Source organism: Streptomyces sp. NPDC016562, from assembly GCF_043076955.1.
Classification (GTDB): domain Bacteria; phylum Actinomycetota; class Actinomycetes; order Streptomycetales; family Streptomycetaceae; genus Streptomyces.
The window spans coordinates 1,260,440-1,281,703 of sequence record NZ_JBIBRZ010000001.1; the positions used below are offsets into that span (position 1 = coordinate 1,260,440).

Annotated in this window: 18 protein-coding genes; 11 read left to right on the forward strand and 7 right to left on the reverse strand. The window is 74.3% G+C overall.

The features are described 5' to 3' along the window. Positions 1 to 140: 140 nt before the first annotated feature. From ACF059_RS05860 to ACF059_RS05870, 3 genes are all read left to right on the forward strand, one after another. Positions 141 to 1,109, forward strand: coding sequence for a RimK family alpha-L-glutamate ligase (locus ACF059_RS05860; protein WP_392051876.1), 969 nt, complete (start codon positions 141 to 143; stop codon positions 1,107 to 1,109). Further along, positions 1,106 to 1,915 carry a RimK family alpha-L-glutamate ligase gene (locus ACF059_RS05865; protein ID WP_392051879.1) on the forward strand — a complete coding sequence of 270 codons (810 nt, stop codon included), beginning with the start codon at positions 1,106 to 1,108 and terminating at the stop codon, positions 1,913 to 1,915. The genes ACF059_RS05860 and ACF059_RS05865 overlap by 4 nt, the downstream gene beginning before the upstream one ends. A 150-nt stretch (positions 1,916 to 2,065) precedes the next feature. Then, positions 2,066 to 2,920, forward strand: a complete 855-nt coding sequence (locus ACF059_RS05870; protein WP_392051882.1) for a DMT family transporter — start codon at positions 2,066 to 2,068, stop codon at positions 2,918 to 2,920. Between the two features lie 19 nt (positions 2,921 to 2,939). Here the strand turns inward: ACF059_RS05870 and ACF059_RS05875 are convergent, their stop codons facing one another. Beyond that, entirely contained in the window at positions 2,940 to 3,791 is an 852-nt protein-coding gene (locus ACF059_RS05875) for a PaaX family transcriptional regulator C-terminal domain-containing protein (RefSeq protein ID WP_392051884.1), read from the reverse strand. A 96-nt stretch (positions 3,792 to 3,887) separates the two neighbouring features. Further along, positions 3,888 to 4,328, reverse strand: a complete 441-nt coding sequence (locus ACF059_RS05880) for an ATP-binding protein (RefSeq protein ID WP_392051887.1) — start codon at positions 4,326 to 4,328, stop codon at positions 3,888 to 3,890. 263 nt (positions 4,329 to 4,591) lie between these two features. Between ACF059_RS05880 and ACF059_RS05885 the strand changes: the two genes are divergently transcribed. Beyond that, on the forward strand, positions 4,592 to 5,545 hold the full coding sequence (locus ACF059_RS05885; protein ID WP_392051890.1) for an alpha/beta hydrolase fold domain-containing protein: 954 nt from the start codon (positions 4,592 to 4,594) through the stop codon (positions 5,543 to 5,545). A 124-nt stretch (positions 5,546 to 5,669) separates the two neighbouring features. Here the strand turns inward: ACF059_RS05885 and ACF059_RS05890 are convergent, their stop codons facing one another. Together ACF059_RS05890 and ACF059_RS05895 are read right to left on the reverse strand one after the other, a co-directional pair. Further along, positions 5,670 to 6,677 (reverse strand): LacI family DNA-binding transcriptional regulator, encoded by a 1,008-nt coding sequence (locus ACF059_RS05890; RefSeq protein WP_392051893.1) that lies wholly within the window; start codon positions 6,675 to 6,677, stop codon positions 5,670 to 5,672. 56 nt (positions 6,678 to 6,733) lie between these two features. Next, positions 6,734 to 8,383: a carboxylesterase/lipase family protein gene (locus tag ACF059_RS05895; protein WP_392051896.1), complete on the reverse strand. Its 1,650-nt coding sequence runs from the start codon at positions 8,381 to 8,383 to the stop codon at positions 6,734 to 6,736. A gap of 359 nt (positions 8,384 to 8,742) precedes the next feature. Here ACF059_RS05895 and ACF059_RS05900 point away from each other — a divergent pair, with 359 nt between their 5' ends. From ACF059_RS05900 to ACF059_RS05910, 3 genes are all read left to right on the forward strand, one after another. Beyond that, positions 8,743 to 9,996 (forward strand): MFS transporter, encoded by a 1,254-nt coding sequence (locus ACF059_RS05900; protein WP_392051899.1) that lies wholly within the window; start codon positions 8,743 to 8,745, stop codon positions 9,994 to 9,996. A 196-nt stretch (positions 9,997 to 10,192) separates the two neighbouring features. After that, a complete protein-coding gene (gene surE, locus ACF059_RS05905; RefSeq protein ID WP_392051902.1) occupies positions 10,193 to 11,113 on the forward strand; it encodes a 5'/3'-nucleotidase SurE in 921 nt (306 codons plus the stop codon). Next, on the forward strand, positions 11,110 to 12,702 hold the full coding sequence (locus ACF059_RS05910; RefSeq protein ID WP_392051905.1) for a carboxylesterase/lipase family protein: 1,593 nt from the start codon (positions 11,110 to 11,112) through the stop codon (positions 12,700 to 12,702). Before surE ends, ACF059_RS05910 begins: the two co-directional genes overlap by 4 nt. 47 nt (positions 12,703 to 12,749) lie before the next feature. Here the strand turns inward: ACF059_RS05910 and ACF059_RS05915 are convergent, their stop codons facing one another. Further along, positions 12,750 to 13,838, reverse strand: coding sequence for a DUF2330 domain-containing protein (locus ACF059_RS05915; RefSeq protein ID WP_392051908.1), 1,089 nt, complete (start codon positions 13,836 to 13,838; stop codon positions 12,750 to 12,752). Between the two features lie 130 nt (positions 13,839 to 13,968). Between ACF059_RS05915 and ACF059_RS05920 the strand changes: the two genes are divergently transcribed. Further along, on the forward strand, positions 13,969 to 14,886 hold the full coding sequence (locus ACF059_RS05920) for a LysR family transcriptional regulator (RefSeq protein ID WP_392051911.1): 918 nt from the start codon (positions 13,969 to 13,971) through the stop codon (positions 14,884 to 14,886). 19 nt (positions 14,887 to 14,905) lie between these two features. Here the strand turns inward: ACF059_RS05920 and ACF059_RS05925 are convergent, their stop codons facing one another. Further along, entirely contained in the window at positions 14,906 to 15,652 is a 747-nt protein-coding gene (locus ACF059_RS05925; RefSeq protein ID WP_392051914.1) for a response regulator, read from the reverse strand. After that, the gene (locus ACF059_RS05930; RefSeq protein WP_392051918.1) at positions 15,649 to 16,548 is read right to left on the reverse strand and encodes a sensor histidine kinase; all 900 of its coding nucleotides are present in this window, start codon (positions 16,546 to 16,548) and stop codon (positions 15,649 to 15,651) included. Before ACF059_RS05930 ends, ACF059_RS05925 begins: the two co-directional genes overlap by 4 nt. Positions 16,549 to 16,681: 133 nt before the next feature. Between ACF059_RS05930 and ACF059_RS05935 the strand changes: the two genes are divergently transcribed. The 3 genes from ACF059_RS05935 to ACF059_RS05945 all read left to right on the forward strand — a co-directional run bounded on the left by ACF059_RS05935 (position 16,682) and on the right by ACF059_RS05945 (position 21,255). After that, the gene (locus ACF059_RS05935; RefSeq protein ID WP_392051921.1) at positions 16,682 to 17,392 is read left to right on the forward strand and encodes an ABC transporter ATP-binding protein; all 711 of its coding nucleotides are present in this window, start codon (positions 16,682 to 16,684) and stop codon (positions 17,390 to 17,392) included. After that, on the forward strand, positions 17,389 to 19,686 hold the full coding sequence (locus ACF059_RS05940) for an FtsX-like permease family protein (RefSeq protein WP_392051924.1): 2,298 nt from the start codon (positions 17,389 to 17,391) through the stop codon (positions 19,684 to 19,686). The genes ACF059_RS05935 and ACF059_RS05940 overlap by 4 nt, the downstream gene beginning before the upstream one ends. Positions 19,687 to 19,773: 87 nt before the next feature. Then, complete coding sequence (locus tag ACF059_RS05945) at positions 19,774 to 21,255, forward strand: condensation domain-containing protein (RefSeq protein ID WP_392051927.1); 1,482 nt, start codon at positions 19,774 to 19,776, stop codon at positions 21,253 to 21,255. Positions 21,256 to 21,264 lie beyond the last annotated feature (9 nt).

Sequence of the window (21,264 nt, forward strand, 5' to 3'; positions counted from 1 at the left end):
CCCCGCGTTCACATCCGGGTTTCTCCGGACGCGCGATCCGAACAGGCGGACCGATCATCACATTGCGGTCCATGCCATCCTGTGACGTCACAACTCGCCGGACGGAATCGGCGGACGTCCGGGGAATATGGGGAAGGTCCATGAGGCTCTGCTTCCTGGTGGAGGAGCACTACCGCCACGACGGCATGCCGAACGAGGTGATCGGGCAGCTGACCGCGTGGGGACACCGGGTGGACGTGGTGCACCCGGGCGGTTCGTTGCTGCGCATGACCGAGGCCGTCGACACTGGCGCGCACGACGCCTGGGTGCTCAAGACGGTCTCCGGCGGTCCGGGCCTGACGCTGCTGGAGGCCGCGGCCTCGGCCGGGATGACCACGGTCAACGACGCCCGGTCCATCCGCGGCGTACGGGACAAGGCGCTGGCCGCCGCCATCGGCCGCGGCCGGGGACTGCCCCTGCCGCCGACGTACGCGGTGGCCCGCCCCGAGTTGCTCAGGGAGATACCGGCGGCGCGGTACCCGCTCGTCGTCAAGCCCGCCGACGGCAGCTCGGGACGGGCCGTGCACCTGGTGCCCGCGCCGGAGCGGCTGGAGGCGTTGCTCCCCGTGCTCGCGGGCGAGGGCATGCTCATCGCCCAGCCCTACGTGCCCAACTCGGGCACCGACATCAAGGTGTACGCGGTCGGCGGGGAGCTGTTCGCCACCGAGCGCTGCTCCCCGCTGCACCCGGACCCGTCGGTACGGGAGCGCCGCGTACCGCTGTCGGCCGAGGTGGCGGCGATCGCCACGCAGGTCGGGGCGGTCTACGGGCTGGACCTGTACGGGGTGGACGTGCTGCTTGGGCCCGACGGGCCGGTGGTCGTCGACGTGAACGACTTCCCGAGCTTCCGTCAGGTGCCGGACGCGGCGGCGCGGGTGGCCCGGGCGGTGCTGGGGCTGGCGAAGGCGGGGGCGGGGGCCGGACCGGCCGCGCCGCCGGTCGGCGCGGCGCGCCCGCTCGCGCTGCCCGTGTCGATTCCGGCGCAGGCCTCGGCTCCGGTGCACGCATCCGCTCCGGCGCAGGCCTCCGCTCCGGCCCAGGTCTCGGCCGGGACGGGTGAGTGCGCATGAGGATCGGCCTGATCACCCCGGAGCCCGGTCATCCGGTGCTGGCGGCCACCACCGCGCTGCTGGCCACGGAGCACGTCGTCGAAGCGGTCGACCCGGCCGCGCCGGGGGACGCCTGCCTGCGGCCGGCCGACGTGTACCTGCTGAAGGCCCGGACCCCGCAGGCGCTGGACCTCGCGCGGGAACTGGAGCGGCGGGACGTGCCCGTGGTGAACTCCGCCGCGGCGACCGCACTGTGCCAGGACCGCACCGAGATGGCCGCGCTCGCCCTGCGGGCCGGGCTGCCCTTCGCCGCCACGCGCACGTACGCCTCGCTCGCGGTCTACGCCAGCGGGGCCTCGGTCCCCTCCCCCGTCGTCGTCAAGAGCCGGCGCAGCCACCGCGGCGACCTGGTCGCCCGCGCCGACGACGCACCGGCGGTGCGGGAGCTGGCGCTGGCCTGGCCGCAGGAGCCGGTGGTGGTGCAGGAGTACGCGCCGAACAGCGGCTGGGACCACAAGCTGTGGGCGATCGGCGACCGGGTCTTCTCGGCACTGCGCCGTTCCGAGCTGGCCCCCGAGGGGGACGGCCCTACCCCGCCGCCGGCCCTCGGTGAACTGCCCTCCGGCTGGACCGCCCTGGTGCGCGAGGTGGGCGTGGTGTTCGCGCTGGACGTCTACGGAGTGGACGTCATCGACACCGGCGGCGGCACCCCGCTGATCGTGGACGTCAACGCCTTCCCCGGCATCCGCGGCCAGAGCGGCGCCCCCGAGGCCCTGGCGGAGCTCGCCCTGCGCCGGGCCACGGGAGGGACGCGGACGGGGTTCTGAGGGGTGGGGCAGGGGACCGGGCGGGGCGCAGGGGGCCGTCCGGCCCCGCTACGTCCGTCAGCGCGGCCGGACGGGGGAATGCGGCGGGTGCGAGGGCCGCGGCCCGGTGTCGTGGCGCGGACGGGCGGCGGGCCCGGTGAGGATCGGGGCATGGGCGTCGCCTTGCCGGTCCTCTTCGCACTGTTCGCCGCGTTCAGCAACGCGCTCGCCACCGTGCTCCAGCGGCGGGCCGCCCTCACCGTGCCGCAAAGCGCCGGATTCCGCTTCAGCCTGGTCCTCGACCTGCTGCGGCGGCCGCTGTGGCTGGGCGGGATCCTGGCCGTGATCGCGGCCGGGGCGGGGCAGGCCGCGGCGCTGGCCACGGGCGCGCTGGCCCTCGTACAGCCGCTGTTCGTCCTGGAGCTGCCGCTCGCCCTGCTCATCGCCTCGCTGCCGGCGCGTCAGCGGCTGCCGGGGGCGCTGTGGCTCGCCGTGGCCGCGGTGGTGGCGGGGCTCGGGATCGCGCTGGTGGCCGCCTCGCCCGTGGGCAACCGTACGGACGTGCCCGCCGCCCGGTGGTGGGTGGCCCTGGCGGCGTGTGCGGTGGCCGTCGCCGCCTTGGCCGCGGCCGGGCTGCGCCGTCCGCCCGGCCGCTCGCGGGCCGGCTGCCTCGGCGCCGCCACCGCCGTCTGCTACGCGCTCACCGCCGCCCTGATGAAGTCCGCCGTGCACGTCCTCGACGACGAGGGCCTCGGCGGCTTCCTGACGACCTGGGAGACGTACGCCTTCGGCGCGAGCGGCGTCTGTGCCCTGCTGCTGCTCGAACACGCCATGCAGGGCGGCCCCCTGGTCGCCTCGCAGCCCGCGCTGACCCTCGGTGACGCCGGTGTCAGCATCGCGCTGGGCGTGATCCTCTACGAGGAACACCTGCGCTCGGACTGGTGGTTGCTGCCCCAACTGCTGGGCGTCACCCTGATCTGCGCGGGGGTACTGGCCCTGGCCCGGGCCGGGGAGGGCGCACCGTAGGGGGATCCGGCCGCCGCCCCTATGAGGTGGGCGGCCGCCCCTGTGGGGTGGGCGAGAGGCCCGTGACGTCCTGGACGTGGCGCAGGCTGGGCTCCAGCAGGACGCCGTGGAGCTGCTGGAAGACCTGGCGGGCCGCGACCGCGTTCCAGTCCGCCGGGAGCAGTTCGCTCGGCAGGCCCGGGTCGAGGTACGGCAGGCGGCGCCACTGAGTGAGCATCGGCACGTAGTGGCGGAACGCCTCCGCCGGGTCGAGGGCCGACTGCGCGGCCATGCGGGCCGCGACGGGCGCGTAGGCCTCGGTGAAGACCGCGTACTGCGCCTGGATCGCCGGGAAGTCCCACCACGAGCTCACCGTCTCGGGCAGGTCGCTGAACGCGGCGTAGTCGGCGGCGAACAGGTGGACGTAGTCGCTGAGCCCGAGCCGGACCAGCATGCCGCGCGCGTCGTCGAGCAGCCGGCCGGGGGCCAGCCACACGCCGGGGGCGATGTTGCCGAAGCCGAGCCAGGTCAGGCGGGTGCGCAGCTGGTAGCGGTGGGAACGCTCGGACTCCGGCACGGAGAAGACCGCCATGGCCCAGCCGTCCGCGAGGTCGGCGGGCTCCAGACTGGCGAAGATGCGCCGGTCGCCCTCGTCGAAGACGGGGTGGACGGCGGGGCTGAGCCGGTAGCCGGTGGCGCCTCGGCGCTCCGGTTCGAGGACGCCGCGCTTCTTGAGGCGTGAGATCGCCGAGCGCACCGCCGGGCCGTCGACGTCCAGCTCCCCCATCAGCGTGATCAGGTCCGCGATGGAGATCCACCCTCCGAGACGGCGGAGGAACGCCCCGTAGACCGTGTTGATCAACGAGCTGGGCCTGAGGGGGCTCTCGGACATGATCGCCTTCCGTTGTACGCGGTCGCGATCATATCGAGCCCTTCCCGGGCGGTCCGGGGCCGGTCCGCTCCCCCTGCGGGCGCTCGGCGGTCCTCTTCAGCCCTCGGGGATGCACACCCGGACCGATGCGCCGGTCGCATGGGCGACGACGGAGAGTTCGCCGCCCAACTCGGCCGCCAGGAGCTGCACGATCAGCAGTCCGCGCCCCGCCTCGGAGTCCGGATGCACCTCCGCGCGGGGACAGGGCGGCCGCGGTGGGCCGGGGCCCCGGTCGGCGACCTCCAGCCGGAGCCAGCCGCCGCCGGCGGCCACTGCGACCCGCATCCGCCCACCGCCCGCGTGCCGCACGACGTTGCCGACGAGCTCGCTGACGGCGAGCAGGAGGACGTCCGCCGCGTCGACGGGCACTCCCCACGCGTCGAGCGCGTGGCGCACACGGGCCCTGACCTGCGGAACGCTCGCGGCGATGGGGTCGGCGACCCAGTGGACGAAGCTGCGGACCGCGGGGATCGCGGGGCTGCCGGTGATGGTGAGCATGACGTGCTCCCGGAGAGGGAAGGCGGCGCGGCCGCCGGGGTGGCTCGTGTAGCCGATGCGAAAGCCGGACGGATCCTGGGCTTGTGGTCAGCGGAAACGCATCGCTAGAGTCGTGATTACACGTGTAACACGCTACGCCGCCTCCGCCGACCTGCGCAAGCATTCCGGACAAACGACCCCGAAGCCTGCCACAGACCCCACCCCCGTGGCCGCTGTGGCCCACATCAGCCGCACCCGCCCCGAACACACTTGGAAGGGCCGCAATGACGCAATCTCCTCCGGCCGCATTCGACCTCGCCGACATGACCTGGCCGCCCCCGCCGTACCAGTCCCCCGTGCCCCCGGTGACGGACACCGACGGGGTGCGCCGCTTCGACGGCGTCACCTACGCCACCACCCCCGGCTACCGCCCCCGCCTGCTCGACGTCCTGACCCCGGCGGGCGAAGGGCCCTTCCCCGCGGTCGTCTGGATCCACGGCGGCGGCTGGCTGGAGGGCGACCGCCGCTACCCGCCGCCGACCGTGCCCGCCGCGCTGCTCCACGGTGCGGTACTCGCGGCCGGGCTCGCCCTCGTCTCCATCGACTACCGGCACAGTCTCGAAGCGCCCTTCCCCGCCCAGCTGCACGACGTGAAGGCCGCGATCCGCTACGTCCGCAGGTTCGCCGGCGTCTTCGGCATCGACCCGGACCGGATCGGCGTCTGGGGCGAGTCAGCGGGCGGGCACCTGGCCGCGCTCGCGGGGCTCGTCGGCCCCGACAGCCGGGACGGCGCGGCCCTGGAGGGCACGCAGGGGGTCGGCTCAGGCGACACCGGGGTCCTGGCGGTCGTCGACTGGTACGGCGTCTCCGACGTGGTCGCCGCCGCCGAGCACCCCATGCCGCAGATGCCCGGCGGCGCGGACTTCCCCAACCCGTACGAGGCCCTGCTCGGCGCCGGCGCGGCCGAACGCCCGGACCTCGCGCGGGCCGCGAGCCCGGTGATGTACGTCGAAGGCGCGAATCCGCCGCCGTTCCTGCTGGTCCACGGCACCCGGGACGGCCTCGTCCCCTACAGCCAGAGCGAGATCCTGGCCGCGGCTCTGAGCGGCGCCGGAGGCGAGGTCATCCTGCGGCCCGTGGTGGACGCGGACCACATCTTCCTCGGCGCCCCGGAGATCGCGCCGATCGTGGAGGAGAGCGTCGCCTTCCTGACCCGGCACCTCGGCGCGAAGGCCTGACCTCCCGTCCCGCTCGCTCGTTCCGTCGTGGGGGCGCGGCCCGGCCGCGCCCCCACGTCCCCTTCCGAGCCCACGGCCGCGGCCGTGGGCAGTGAACGGGAAGGGCCACGGGGCCCCCGGCCGGTCAGGTGGTCTCGCGCTCGACCAGGACCGGTTCCACCGGCGGCACCGGCGCGGCCTGGCCGGTCTCGATCAGCTCGTGCAGGGCCTGCGCGATCTGCGCGGCCGACGGCATGTCCAGGCGGACCGTGGTGAGCGGGGGCTGCTGGAGGGCGGCGAGGACGAGGTCGTCACAGCCGACGAGGGCGACCTCGTCCGGTACGGCGATCCCCTCCGCCTGGAGCGCGTGGAGCAGCAGGGCGGCGTACTCGTCGTTGTAGGTGAAGACGGCGTCCAGGCCGAGGCTCCGCCAGCGCCGGGCGAGAGCGGTCGCGGACTCGCGCGTGTAGGCCAGTTCCACGGGGGTGACGGTCGCCATGTGCCGGGCCGCGACCGACTCGGCGCCGGCGAGGCGGGGCCGGGCGAGGGTGTCCAGGCCCCGCTCCTGCGGGATGACCACGCCGATGCGGGTCCGGCCGCGCGCGATGAGGTGCTCGGCCGCGGTGGCGCCGATCCGGGCGGGGTCGAAGCCGACGGTGTGCACGCCCTCGACGGGGTGCGCCGCGAAGGCGAGCAGGCCGCGCACCCCGGCGCGTCCCAGCACGTCGGCCGCCTGGGCGGTGAAGCGGTCGCCGTCCAGGGCGACGACGGCCACGGGGCGCAGTTCGGCCCAGGCCCGGGCGGCGTCGAGCGGGTCCGCGAAGCGGCCGGCGTGGAGCACGGCCGTGTAGCCGAGCCGGTCGAGCTCGCTGTGCAGGTCGTCGGTCCAGTCGCTGACGAGGCGCCCGATCGCGGAGACCGACGCGGGCATCAGGACGAGGTTGCTGCGGCCCGCGCGCAGGGACCGGGCCGCGGCGTGCGGTACGTAGCCGAGCTGTTTGGCGGCGTCGAGCACCCGGGCCCGGGTGCTCGCGCTGACCCGGTGGCCCTGGGTGTCGTTCAGGACGAAGGAGACGGTGGCGCGCGAAACCCCGGCGAGGCGGGCCACGTCGGCGCTGGTGACGGATGCGGGGACGTGTGTGTCCTTGGCCATGACGTCCCTCGACGCTCCTTCTGGTGGGGCTGACTCCTTTCGTCAGGTTACACGAGTTAGATCAAGGGAGCGGAGGGCTGCACGGACGTGCGGGCGGCCCCGTACAGGAGCCGGGAGGCGCCGGCGAGGTCACCGAGGGCGCTGACGACCGCATCGAAGCGCATCGTGGTGCGCTCCCGCGCGTCGTACGGCCGCCAGTGCGGCATCTGCGGGTGGTTCGGGTCGCCGGTGCGGACGAAGGCGATCCACGCCTGGTGCATGGTGCGCGCGAGGCCGTCGCGGACGGCGGGATCGAGCCCGGCCAGGAAGGGCGCGTGCGACCACCGGTCGAAGTTGTCGAAGACGAAGGGCAGTTCAAGGCAGTGCGCCGCGGCGAGCCTGCCCTCGTACGCGGGGGTGGGCAGGTCGAACTGGTAGGCCCATACGGGGCGGCCCGCCTCGGCCCTGGCCTCGGCCAGCCGGACGGCGGGGACGCGGAAGAGCTCGTCCGTGATGAGGTCCATGAGCACGTCGGCGGGGCGGGCGCCGGGCCGGGCGTGCGCGTAGGCCGCGTACACGTCCGCGGCGGCCCCGGCCCCGAAGGTCTCCGCGATCCGGTCGGTCACCTGCTCCCGGGTGGCCGCGGCGTATCCCTCGTCGAGGGCGAAGCCGAAGGTGGCCTCTTCGCGCGTCCAGCCGATCATGACGTCGATGTCCTGCGCCGCTCCGTGCAGCAGGGCCTGCGCCGGGTGCCGTTGCAGGGTGACGCCGTCGATCACGGGCAGGAAGGGCGTCGGCCAGTACCCCCACCGCATGGTGCGCGCGAACAGCCCGGCGCCCGCCGCGATCAGCTGCTGCCAGGGCAGGGCGCGCAGGTGCGTCGTATCCTCGGCGCCGGCCAGCTCCAGGTAGGCGGCGGTGCGCTGTCGGCAGGCGTCGGGGCCGGGGAGGTCCAGGCCGAAGGGCGGGCTCTGCAGGATCACGCGCCGGATCAGGCCCTGGGCCCGCGGATGTCCGGCGAGGGCGGCCGTGGACACCGCGCCGCCCGACTGGCCGGCGACGGTGATGCACTCCGGGTCGCCGCCGAAGGAGGCGATGTTCTCCTTGACCCAGTGCAGGGCGGCGAGCTGGTCGGTGAGCCAGAAGTTGGCCTCGGGCGCGGCGGGTGCGCCTTCGGCCTGACCCGTGCCCTTGCCGTCGCCCTCACCGCTGACCTCGCCCTCGCCCTCGCCCTCGACCTCGCCCTCGCCCTCGTCCTTGCCCAGGTAGAGGTAACCCAGCGGCCCGATGCGGTAGTTGAGGCTCACGACGACGAGGTCGCCGTGACGTGCGAAGGTCTCGCCCGAGTAGCCGGGCAGGGAGCCCGAGCCGGAGACGAAGCCGCCGCCGTGGATCCAGACGAGGACCGGGCGACGGGTGTCGTCGGTGGCGGGCGTCCAGACGTTGAGGGTCAGGCAGTCCTCGTCGAAGGGGGGCGAGCCGTGTCCGCCGAGCACCGGGTCGCCGCCTTCCCGGTACATCTGCGGGGCGCCGGGACCGTCGGCGGTGGCGTCCCGCACGCCGCTCCAGCCGGGGTGGGGCCGTGCGGGCCTCCAGCGGAGGTCGCCGACGGGCGGTGCGGCGTAGGGCACGGCGCGGAAGACGGCGACTCCCTCCTCGGTCGCGCCGCGCAGGCGCCCTGCGGGCAGTTCCACGACAGGGTGTTCCCCGCCCGGGGTGTGGGGCATGAGCCGTTCCTTCCTGCCTGCCGCGCACGGGACGCACGCCGACAGCGCGATTATGGCGCCTTTTTATTGACCGTTAATTATCAGCGATATTTCTCCGCTCTGGCCTGGTTACACGTCCAGGCAGAACGCGACACCGCGATCGGTCACGATCTGCACAACGACCTGCCCCAACCCTTGGCGGCGGCTGGAAATGGATGCTACACAGTCTCCAACGCACTTGGTGACACGTGTAACAACACGGTGTGAACCGCGTTCGTCTGCCGCACCCTCCGGCGATGTCGCCGCCCCGCGCCCGCTTTCGGGACGCCCCCTCTCCCCCACGCACGCCACCTCCCCGCTCCGTCCCCCGAGGAGTCGTCATGGCCACGCACGAAGCCGTCGATACCCCCGTCCCCACCCCAGCGGAAACCCCCCGCCAACGCGGGCTCCTGGCCCTGCTGCTGGTGGCCAACTCCGCCATGATGGCGCTCTACATGGGCGTCGGCTCGGTTCTGCTGCCCACGCAGATCGCCGCCGTCGCGCCCGACGACAAGGTCGCCGTCCTGGGCCTGATCGGTGGGATCAGCGCGATCTTCGCCACCGCCTTCAACCCCATCGCCGGCGCCCTCTCCGACCGCAGCGGCCGCCGCAACCCCTGGATCCTGGGCGGCGCCCTCGCCTCGCTCGCCTGCCTCGCCTTCCTCGGCAGCGTCAGCACCGCGCTGCTCGTCGGCATCGGCTGGTGTCTGATTCAGGCCACCATGAACGTCTACCAGGCAGCGGTCACGGCGATCGTGCCCGACCGGATCCCCGCGGTCCGCCGCGGCACCGCGTCCGCACTGGTCGGGCTCGGGCTGCCCATCGGCGGCACCGTCGGCGTGCTCGTCGCCTCGCAGACCGTGGCGCACCTGCGCACCGGCTACCTCGTCTTCGGCGCGATCGTCGCCGGGGCGGCCCTCCTGCTCACCGGCTTCTGCCGCGACGTCCCGCGCACCGGGCCCGAGGCCGACGCGCCGGCCAGACCCAAGCGCGCCCAGCTGGCCGTCTTCCTCTCGGCCCTGGCGCACCACGACTTCCGGTGGGCCTTCATCGGCCGGGCGCTGATGGTCCTCGGCTACTTCTCCGTCGTCGGCTACCAGCTGTACATCCTCGACGACCACATCGCGCTGCCGGCCGGCCTCGCCCCGGCCGCCGCGATGGCCGTCCTCACTCCGGTGTCCATGGTCGCGATGGCCCTCTCCACCGTGCTGGGCGGTCTGCTGTCCGACCGGTGGAACCGCCGCAAGGTGTTCGTCGGCGTGTCAGCCGCCCTGGCCGGGCTCGTCATGGTGGTTCCGGTGGTCAGCCCGACCTGGACCGGCATGCTCGTCTTCAGCGCCCTGAACGGACTCGCCTTCGGCTGTTTCATGGCCGTGGACACCGCGCTCGTCACCCTGGTCCTCCCCCGGGCCGAGGACGCCGCCCGGGACATGGGCGTCCTCAACATCGCGAACGCGGGCCCGCAGATCATCGCCCCCTTCGTCGCCTCGGCCGTCGTCACCGCCCTGGGCGGCTACACCCCGCTCTTCCTGGTGGGCGGCGCCCTCTCCCTGATCGGCGCGCTCGCCATCCTCCCGATCCGCAGCGTGCGCTGATCCCTTCGCCGGGGGGCCGTCGCCCGGGCCCGGCCCCGGCCCGGCCCGAACTCCGGCGGGCGCGCGCCGAGGGTCGCGCGCCCGCCGGTCCCCACCCCGGCGCGCTCCCCCTCACCACCCCCGCACGGCTTCCACCGCCCCGTCCCTCCCTCCCTCCCTCCCTCCGAAACCGTCCCTCCCTCCGAAGGAGTCCTCCGTGAGACACAAGCGAGTTCTGCCGCTGGCCGCCCTGCTGCTGTGCACGCCGGCCCTGGCCGGCACGGCGCCCGCCCTCGCCGCCGCCCCGCAGACCGCGCCCGCGCCCGCGCCGGCCGGCCCGTTGCGGATCCTGCTCACCAACGACGACGGCTACAACGCGCCGGGCATCCGCAAGGCGTTCGAGCGGCTGACCGCCGCCGGACACGACGTCACGATCGTCGCCCCGCTCACCAACCAGAGCGGTACGGGTACGAAGATGACGAGCGCCCCCACGATCACGGTGAAACACCCCGAGCCGAAGGTCTGGGCCGTCGACGGCACTCCGGGCGACTCCGTCGCCTTCGGCCTGGCCGAGGTCTTCGCCGGTGACGCCCCCGACCTGGTCGTCTCCGGCACCAACTTCGGCCCGAACGTGGCCGGGCTCGCCACCCACTCCGGTACGGTCGGCGGCGCCGTCGCCGCGCTGGAGCACGGCGTGCCCGCCATCGCCCTGAGCACCGGCGGCGTGGCCGCGCCCGACCCGGTCACCACGGTCAACGCCATGGGTCCCACCCTGGACTTCGCGGTCAAGCTGATCGACCGACTGCGCGTGCGGGCCCGGTCGGGCCCGCTGCTGCCCCGGGGCGTCGGCCTCAACGTCAACCACCCCGTCGTCGGCGCCGACGGCAAGGGCACGGCCGCCGGGGTGGCCGCGACGTTCCAGGACCCGCAGACCCTCCTCGAACCGGACTTCACCGACGCGGGCGACGGCACCTGGAAGGTCGCCGTGAAGGTGGACCTGCGGCCCGCGGCCAAGGGCGGCGACGTGGAGGCCGTGAGCGCCGGCCGGATCGCCGTCAGCCCGATGAACGCCGACTGGAACACCGGCCCGGCCGACCACGCCGTGACCTCTGCCCTGGTCTCCGGGCTCCGCCCGTGAACCGCCGGCCGGGCGTCCTGCTCGGCGCGGCCCTCGCGCTGGCGGCCCTGCTCGGCTCCGCCCTGCCGGCGACGGCGGCGCCGTCCGGCGGATCGCCCCGCCCGGTGGTCACCGTCGCCCAAGGCGCCCTGCGCGGGCAGTCGCGCGACGGGGCGCAGGAGTTCCTCGGCGTCCCCTACGCCGCTCCCCCGGTCGGGGAGGCCCGGCTGCGGACGCCTACGCCGCCGCCCCGGTGGCACGGGACGCGGGAGGCCTCCCGGCAGGCGCCGGCGTGCCTGCAGTTCTCGCCGTTCGGCCTGAGCGATCCGGGGGCCGTCAGCGAGGATTGTCTGTACCTGGACGTGTACCGGCCCCGCGGCGCCCGCCCCGGAGCCCGGCTCCCGGTGATCTTCTGGATGCACGGGGGCGCGTACAGCCAGGGCACGGGAACCCAGTTCGGCGGGCGCACCATGGCCGATCTCACCGGGAGCGTCGTGGTGAGCATCAACTACCGCCTGGGACAGCTGGGTTATCTGGCCCTGCCGGAGCTGCGCCGACGGGGTGAGGGGGGCTCCGGATCCTTCGGGCTGATGGACCAGCTGGCGGCGCTGCGGTGGACCCGGGAGAACATCGGCGCCTTCGGCGGGGATCCGGGCGGCGTCACGGTGTCCGGGCAGTCCGCGGGCAGCGGTTCGGTCTGCGCGCTGCTGGCCGCCCCTTCGGCCGCGGGCCTGTTCCACCGGGCCGTGCTGCAGAGCGGGCCGTGCACCTTGCTGCGTACGCCGGACAGCGCGGCGGCCGAGGCGCAGGCCCGTGCCTTCGCCTCCCGGGTGGGGTGCAGCGCGCCCGCCGAGGTCGCCGGCTGTCTGCGCGCCGTCTCGGGAGCGGCGCTGGTCGAGGCGGCCCGTACGCTGCCCACCTCGGGTCCGGCGTCGGGTGACGGGCTGCTGCCGGTCGAGCCCGCCCGGGCCATCGGGAGCGGGGCGTGGAACAAGGTGCCGGTGCTGATCGGGAGCACCCGTGCGGAGGCCCGGTTCTTCGTCGCCCTGACGCAGCCGCACCTGACGGCGGAGCAGTACGCGGCGCAGGTCCTGGCCGGGTACGGGGCGGCGGGACCGGAGGTGCTCGCCCGCTACCCGGTCGCGGACCACGGCTCGCCCTATCTGGCGCTGTCGGCCCTGCTGACGGACTCGACCTTCGCCTGCCACACGGCGTGGACGGCGCAGCTCTTCGCGTCCCAAGTGCCGACGTACGTCTACGAGTTCGACGATCCGCGGTCGCCGACGCTGGCGGGGGCGCAGGTCCCGGGCCTGGACGAGTCGAACGCGCACAGTGCCGAGCTGGCCTATCTGTACGACTTCACCATGGGCGATCGCCCGCTGACCCCGGTGCAGACGGCGCTCGGGAACCGGATGAAGCGCTACTGGGCCGCCTTCGCACGCTTCGGCGTCCCCGCCGTCCCGGGTCAGACCCCGTGGCCGGCGGCCGGCGCCGGCGCCGACGCCGGTACGGTCTTCACCCTCGATCCGGTGGCGACCCGTACGGTCACCTCGTTCGGGGCGGACCATCAGTGCGCGTTCTGGCGGACCCAGCCGCCCGCCCGCCTCTGAGCGGGCGGGCCCGCGGGCCCCGGCCCCCGGGCCGGGGCCCGTACGGCTCAGGCCGCGCCGGTGCGGGCGGCGCTCCGCAGGCGACGGCTGCGCCGCAGCGCGACGGCCGACGCCGCCAGGGCCACCAGGACGGCCGCCACCGTCAGGAGCCAGACCGGGACGCCCCCGACGGTGAGCAGTTCATTGCGGTAGACCGCCCGGCGGTAGGGGGTGTCCTCGGCGGTGGCGCGCAGTTCGTGGTCGCCGTCGATGCGGCCGGGCTCCGGGAACTCCTGGTCGATCGCCGTGAGGAACACCGGTGCGCCGCCCGCCAGGTCCGCGAGCGGGCCGTGGTCCGGGTCGATGGTGCCGGCGAAGGTCACCTTCGGCGCGGATCCGCCGATCCGGGTGGCGGGCTCCATGCGGTGGTCGGCCAGCACGTACAGGCCGAGTGACTGCGGGGTCTTCGCCATCCGGGAGAGCCGCATCGGGTAGACGAGCCGGTCGCTGTCGAAGCGGATCCTCAGCGGGTCCAGTTCGCCGCGCAGCACCTTGCCCTCCTGGCGGGGGGCGAGGCGTACCGCGACGTACTCCCACTTCTGGTCCACGTACGGCTTGACCTCGGTGGCGAGCCGGTCGGACAGCGTGAATCCGTTGCTCTCCAGCCAGCCCTTCAGGGCGTCCGGGTCGGTGGCGGTCAGGCGCGCCACGTCGAAGTCGCCGAGCTGTTCGCGGCCGACGACGCCGACGGCCGGTGCGCCGGGGGCCAGGGGGGCGGCGCCGGCGCCGTCGCTCATGCCGGAGGAGAAGGGCCAGTCGTGGTCGCGCGGCCAGAAGTAGTGGCGCGTCCTGCGCTCGGGCCGGGTCAGGTCCCGCAGCTCGCCGAACATGCGGCCGTCCCCCAGGTCGACGGTCGCGCGCCCCGGCACGGGCATGATCCAGGCGGCCCGTGGCGCGTCCCCGCCGACGGTGAAGCGCATGACGATCTGTTCGGTGCGGCCGTCCCAGCGCACGACGGACGTCTCGCGGTCGACGCCGATCCGGGTCCGGGCGTCGGTGACCATGGCCCCGCACCCGCAGGCGTAGGCGGGGTTGGCCAGGGCGCCCACCTGGGTCGCGAGCAGGGCGAACAGGAGCGTCAGGATTCTTCGTTTCATCCACACGGGGTCTCAGACGGCGGCTCCCGTGATCCGGTTCCTCGCCGATCTCCCGAGCCGGCGCCCTGCGCTGCCGCTGTATCGTCCCCGTCGGTACGGTGAGCCGCTGAACGGGCATGAGGGACCTCCGATGATCGATGTGCAACGGCTGCGCGTGCTGCGGGCGGTCGCCGAGCACGGCAGCTTCAACAAGGCGGCCGGGGCGCTGCTCCTGACTCCGTCGGCCGTGTCGCAGCACATCGCGGCGCTGGAGCGCACGCTCGGCCACCCGGTGGCGGTGCGCAGTACGCGCGGGGTCACGCTCACGGAGCCGGGCCGGCTGCTGGTGGAGGCGGCGGAGGCGATCTCCGCGGAGCTGGACCAGGTGCGCCATGCCATCGACCGGCTCACGGCGCAGCGGCCGCGCCTCACGCTCGCCACGTTCACCAGTGGCGGCCGGCACCTGCTACCCGAGGCGCTGGCACGGTTCGTGGGCGCGCATCCGGAGGTGGAGCTGACGGTGCGGGAGTGCGAGCCGGAGGACGCCGTGCCGATGGTGCGCGGCGGCGCGGCCGACCTCGCGCTGGCCTACCACTTCGACGGGCCGCCGCCCGTGCGTCCGGGCGAGCGGCCGGGGCTCGACTGGGCGTCGCTGATGGAGGATCCGCTGTGGCTGGCCCTGCCGCGCGGCCACCGCCTCGCGGACCGCTCCTCGATCGCCCTGGCCGAGCTCTCCGACGACCGGTGGGTGCTGGGCTGCCTCAAGACGGAGGCGTTCCTGCGCCGTTACGCGCGGCTCGCCGGCTTCGACCTGCGGGTGGCCGCCTCCACCACCGACTACTTCTTCGCCCAGACGCTGGTCGCGGCGGGCGTGGGGGTCTCCCTGGTCCCGCAGGTCTCGCTGTCCCCGGCCCCGGGCTGCGCCGCCATCCCCGTCGAACCCCCGCGCCCGGCCCGGCACTTCGGCCTGGTCCTGCCCCGGCAGCGGCGTGCGACGCCCCTGGCCACAGCCATGGCCGAGGCCCTGACCGCGGCCGCCGCCACGACGCGGACCGAAGCCGGGCCGTGATGACCGAGGGGGGACCCGGTCACCCCGCGGGCTCCGGGCGTACCGCACGGGACGAGGACGTGACCGCGCCCGGGGTCACCAGTCCCGTCTCGTAGGCGAGGATCACGGCCTGGGCCCGGTCGCGCAACGACAACTTGGCGAAGATGCGGGCCACATGCGTCTTCACGGTGGCCTCGCTGAGCGTCAGCTCCCGCGCCAGTTCGGCGTTGGAGCGGCCGTGCCCCATCAGGGTCAGCACCTCGCGCTCGCGCGGGGTCAGCGCCGCCAGCTCCTGGTGCGCGGCCGCCGTGGTGGTGCGGTCCGGCGCGGGCGCCGCCGGGGCGCAGCGTTCCACCAGACGGCGGGTGATCGAGGGGGAGAGCAGCGCGTCGCCCGTGCTGACCAGGCGCACCGCGGCCGCGAGGTGTGCGGGGGTGACGTCCTTGAGCAGGAAGCCGCTGGCGCCGGCCGCGAGGGCGGCGTACACGTACTGGTCGAGGTCGAAGGTGGTCAGCATGATCACCCGGCAGCCGGGGACTTCGGCGAGGATGCGCCGAGCGGCTTCGAGGCCGTCCATGTTCGGCATGCGGATGTCGAGCAGGACGACGTCGGGGCGCAGTCGGCGCACCGCAGCGACGGCCTCCACCCCGTCGGCGGCCACGCCGACCACGTCGATCCCGCGCGCCGTCAGGATCAGCCGGAATCCGGTGCGGACGAGGTCCTGGTCGTCGGCGATCACCACGCGGGGCGCCGGCGCGGAGGGCGCCGGGTCCGGGGCCGTGCTCACGGCCGGTCCAGGGGGAGGCGGGCGCGCACCCGGTAGCCGCCGCCGAGGCGGCGGCGTGCGTCGAGGTCCCCGCCGTAGACGGCGACGCGCTCGCGCAGGCCGAGCAGGCCGCGCCGGGCGCCGTCCGCCTTGGGCGAGGGCCGGTCCGGTCGCCGCTCCCCCGGCGAACCCAGCACGCTGGGGCCGCCGTTGAGCACCTCCACCCGCAACGCGTGTTCCGCGTACCGCACGGTCACCTGGGTCCTGCCTCCGTCTCCGTGTTTGAGCGCGTTCGTCAGCGCCTCCTGGATGATCCGGTACGCCGTGACGTCGATCCCGGCCGGGAGCGGGCGCGGGTCCCCGGATATCCGCACCTCCACCGGCAGCCCCGCGAAGGCGAACCTGTCGATCAGCGGGCTCAGCCTGCCGAGGCCCGGCTGCGGTGACAGCCGAGGGGCCGGCTGAGGTGCCGGCCGTACGGAGGGCGTCGCCGCCCCGGCCCCTTCTCCGGCCCCGGCCCCGGCCCCGTACGGCTCGTCCGCGCCGTCCTGGGCGGGCGCGAGCAGGCCCAGCAGGTGCCGCAGCTCGGTCATCGTGTTGCGCCCGGCCGTCTCCACGGCGCCCATCGCCGCCGCGGCCTCCTCGGGCAGGGTGGTGAGCACCTCGCGGGCGGCCCCGGCCTGGACCACCATCAGGCTCACGTTGTGGCTGACGATGTCGTGGAGCTCGGCCGCGATCCTGGCCCGCTCGGCGTCCACGGCGGTACGGGCCGCGCTCTCCCGCTCCCGTTCCATCAGCCAGGCGCGCTCCCCCATCGCCGCCCGGTGGCCGCGCCGGGCGCGCACAAGCGCCACGCCCAGCCCGCCGGCCACGGCCGCGGACACGCAGGCCGCGGCCACGGCGATGATCAACGCCATCCTGAACTCCCCTTCCCCCGTGACCTGGTGTCATTCTGCCGGACGGGTCGCGTACATCCCCGGGATGACCTGCCCGGGCGGTTACATCCGGTGGCTGACGCCCCGTACGCGGACCCCGCTTTAGGTTCGGGTCATGACAATCCCTCACGACAGTACGCGGCAGGTCGTCGTACGGCTGGACGGCGTGTCCAAGGAGTACGGCGACGCGCGGGCCCTGGACGGCCTGTCGCTGGAGATCCGGGCCGGGGACGCGGTGGCCGTGATGGGCCCCTCCGGCTGCGGCAAATCCACCCTGCTCAACATGGTGGCCGGTCTGGACCGGCCGACCTCGGGCACCGTGGAGGTGCGGGGCCAGGACCTGGGGAAGCTCGGCGAGACCGGCCTGGCGCTGTTCCGGCGCCGCAACATCGGCATGATCTTCCAGTTCTTCAACCTCATCGACGATCTGCCGGCCTTGGACAACGTGGCCCTGGCCGCCCAGCTGACCGGCACCTCGGCCCGGCAGGCGCGCCGCCGCGCCCTGGAGCTCCTGGACGAACTGGGCGTCGCCGACCGCCGCAACAGCTACCCGGCAACGCTCAGCGGCGGTGAACGCCAACGGGTGGCGGTAGCGCGGGCGTTGATGAACCGGCCCGCCCTGCTGCTGGCCGACGAGCCGACCGGAGCCCTCGACAGCCGTTCCGGTGAGCAGGTGATGGACCTGCTCATCGACCTCAACCAGATCGGCCAGACCCTGCTGATCGTCACGCACGACCCGCAGTTGGCCACGCGGTGCGCCAGCCGCTTGGTCGAGGTCGCCGACGGCCGGGTCGCCCGCGAGAGCGCGCTGGAGGCGACGGCGTGAGCGCCGTGTGGCGGGCCTCGCGCGCTGCCGTCAGGCGCCGCCGGATCCAGACCGTCGTCATCGGGCTCGTCGTGCTCTGCTCCACCACGACCGTCCTGCTCGCACTGGCCCTGCTCGCCGCGAGCTCCGGCCCCTTCGACACCGCGTACGCCGCCCAGCGCGGCGCGCACACCGTGGCGGTCTTCGACACGACGAAGGTCTCGCCGCAGCAGCTGGCGGGGACCGCCGGGCGGCCCGGTGTGGAGGCCGCCGCGGGGCCGTTCGGCCGGACCGTCCTGGAGGTGCCCGACGGCTGGCTCGGGCACCCGGCCGGCGCCCTCACCGTGGTGGGCCGCGCCGACCCGGCGGGCCCGGTGGACCGCGTCGAGATCCTGCACGGGCGGTGGGCCACGGCTCCCGGCGAGCTCGTCGTCAACTGGTCCTACGACGGCTCGCCCTACCCGGAGCTGCTGGGAACGAAGCTGGCCTCCCCCGGCGGGCCGGAGCTGACCGTCGTCGGGTTCGCCGCCAGCATGAGCCAGTCCGCCGGCGCGTGGGTCTCACCCGAGCAGATGGCCGCACTGCATCCGTCCAGCGCCCAGATGCTCTACCGGTTCACGGACCCGTCCACGAAAGCGCGGCTGAGCTCGGCACTGGCCGCGGCCACGGCCGGTCTGCCCGAGGGATCCCTGACCAGCGCGCAGACCCACCTGACCCTGAAGCAGGCCTTCTCGGCCCTGGCGGACGCCTATCTCCCCTTCATGACGCTCTTCGGCGTCCTCGGGCTCCTCGTGTCCGTCCTGATCGTCGGGAACGTGGTCAGCGGGGCGGTCGTCTCCGGCTACCGGCACATCGGCGTGCTCAAGTCCCTGGGCTTCACCCCGAACCAGGTGGTCGCGGTCTACCTGACGATGATGTCCGTACCCGCCGTCGTCGGCTCGGTCCTCGGCACCCTGCTCGGCGGCGCGCTGGCCGAGCCCATCCTGAAGGTCGCCTTCTCCGGCATCGAGACGGGCCGGGCGTCCCTCGGCGTCGCCCCGTGGGTGCCCGCCGTCTGCCTGCTGGGGATGCCCGCCCTCGTCCTGCTCGCGGCGCTGGTCCCCGCGCTGCGGGCGCACCGGATGTCGGCGGCCCGGGCGCTCAGCGCGGGCGGCGGCGCCCGCACGGGGCGCGGACTGCGCGTCCAGCGCATGCTGGCGTCCGTGCCGCTGCCGCGCCCGGTCAGCCTGGGCCTGGGCCAGCCGTTCGCCCGCCCCGGCCGCACCCTGCTGACCATGGCGGCCGTCGTCCTCGGGGTGACCACCGTGACCCTCGCGACCGGGCTGACCAGCACGATGCTCGCGCTCGGCAACGCCGGCCGCGGTGACGGCGGCCCCGCGGTGAAGGTGGAGGCGGACCACCGCCGGCCTGGTGCCCGGCTCAGCGACGCCCAGATCGAGGAGCGGCTGCGGTCGCTGCCCGGTGTGAGGAGCGTACGGGCCCGTGGGCTGGCCCAGGTCGGCCTGGGCGGGCAGACCCAGCCCGCCTTCGCCGACTTCTACCGGGGGGACGGCCCCGCCTACGCCTTCACCGTCGCCAAGGGCCGCTTGCCGGACGGGCCCGGGGAGATCGCGGCCGGACCCGCGTTCCTGACCGAGCGCGGACTGGGGCTCGGCGACCGGGTCACCCTGCACCTGAACGGCGCCGAGGTCTCCGTGACCGTCGTGGGGCAACTCGTCTCGGGCGACGCCCGCGCCCTGCAGGCCGGCTGGCCGACCTACGAGGCGCTCGTACCGGACGCCCGAGCCGTCGAATATGCGGTACGGCTGGCTCCCGGCGCCGACGCCCGGGCCTACGCGGCGGCGGTCGAGGCGGCCGACCCCGGGCTCAGCGCGACGGTGGGGACCTCCCAGAACGCGGCCACCACCACCGTCGTCGGTTTCTCGACCGTCTTCACGGTCCTGCTGACGGTCGTCGCCGCGCTCGGCGTCTTCAACACCGTGCTCCTCAACACCCGCGAGCGCCGACGGGACCTCGGCATGCTCAAGTCCATCGGAATGACACCCCGGCAGGTGATGGCCATGACCGTGACCTCGGTCGCCGGGCTCGGCGTGGCCGGGGGTCTGCTGGGCATCCCGCTCGGGGTCGCGGCCCACCGGCTGGTCGTCGACCACGTCGGGGTGGTCGACTTCCCCGAGTCGATGAAGGACGTGTGGCACGTGCCCCAGCTGGCCGCGATGCTGCTGGCTGGAGTCGCGATCGCCGTCCTGGGTGCGCTGGTCCCGGCCCGGTCGGCGGCCCGGATGACCATCGCGGCGGCCCTGCACACCGAGTAGGGCCCTCGCTCCCGGCTCACCGTCACTTCCCCGGGCCGGGGGTCGTTAGGCGCCTGGGGGTTGACTCGGGGGCGAAGGGATGACGGAATGCGGCAGTTTCCTCTGGAGATGCACCACGTGGCGCCCGGCCGGGTGGTCGAGTGGCGGCTCAGGTCCACGGCGGCGGCGGAGGCCGGCGGCGCGGGTGACCCGGCGAGCAGGAAGGCGTCCTTCAACCAGGACAAGCACTTCACCGTCGCCGAGGAGAGCCGGGCCGCCGACGACCCCGTCGCGTCCTGGGTCGCGGTCACCTTCGAGGTGACCGGCCCGCTGGACGAACAGGCGCTGTCACAGGCGCTGTTGTCCTTCGTTCAGCGGCACGAGGTCCTGCGGTGCGCGTTCCGCCGGCTGGCCGGGGAGCTGGCGTGCGAGCCCTTCGACCCCGCCGAACTCGCCCTCGACCCCGAGCAGGTGGGCACCTTCGAGACGGCGGACCTGCTGCGCGACTTCCTCGTCGACCGGTTCAAGCGGAGCATCGACACGCTCTCCTGGCCGCTGTTCATCATGGGCGCGGTGGTCCGCGAGGACTCGGCGACGGTCTACCTCGCCTTCGACCACATCGTGTGCGACGGCATGTCGATGCCGATCGTCGCCCGCGACGTCCTGACCGCGTACGAGGGCCTGTGCGGCGGTGAGGGCGTCGAACTGCCGCCCGCCCCCAGCTACCTGGACTTCGCCGACGAGCAGCGGCGCCGCTACCTCTCCATCGACGTACAGGACGAACGCCTGGGCTACTGGAAGGATTTCATCGCGCGGGGCGGCGGTTTCTTCCCCAAGTTCCCGCTCGACCTCGGTGTCGAGCCGGACCGGATGTACCCGATCGTCAACGAGGGCTCGATGCTGCTGGACGCGGCCGAGGCCGAGGTGTTCGAGAAGACCTGTGTGGCGGTCGGCGGCAAGCCGTTCATGGGGGTGCTCGGGTCGGTCGCCGTGTGTCTGCGCGAGGCCGGCGGGCCCGGCGTGTACCGGGGCCTCATGCCGGTCAGCGAGCGCGGCCGGGGCACCTGGGCGCATTCGGTGGGATGGTTCGTCAACACGATGCCCATCGAGTTCGACGCCTCGCCCGGCCGGGACTTCGCCCAGGTGATGGCGGGGGTGCGGGCCGGCTTCACCGAGATGATCTCCCACGTCGACGTGCCGTTCGTCCGGGCCTGGGAACTGCTGGCGCCCGAGGAGTTCGCCGCCCGCTCCTGGCCGTACCCGGTGAACTTCTTCTCGTACATCGACATGCGCAGGTGCCCGGGCGCCGAACGCCACGACGAGTGGCAGCCCGCCACCCACGTGTGGTCGGCGCGCGCGAACGGTGCCTGTTCGTGGTTCCACCGGGACGCGGAGGGCCTGCACATGAACTCCCTCTACGTCGACACCCCGGCCGCCCGCGCGACCATGACCGACTTCCAGGATGCGCTGCGCCGGACGGTCCAGAACGTCGCCCGCTCCGGCGGCTTCGGCGGGACCGTCGCCCTGCCCCCGCCGCGGCGGCCCGTCGGGACCCCGCTGGACGTGGCCGCGTACGCCCGCCGGCGCTGACGGGGCCGG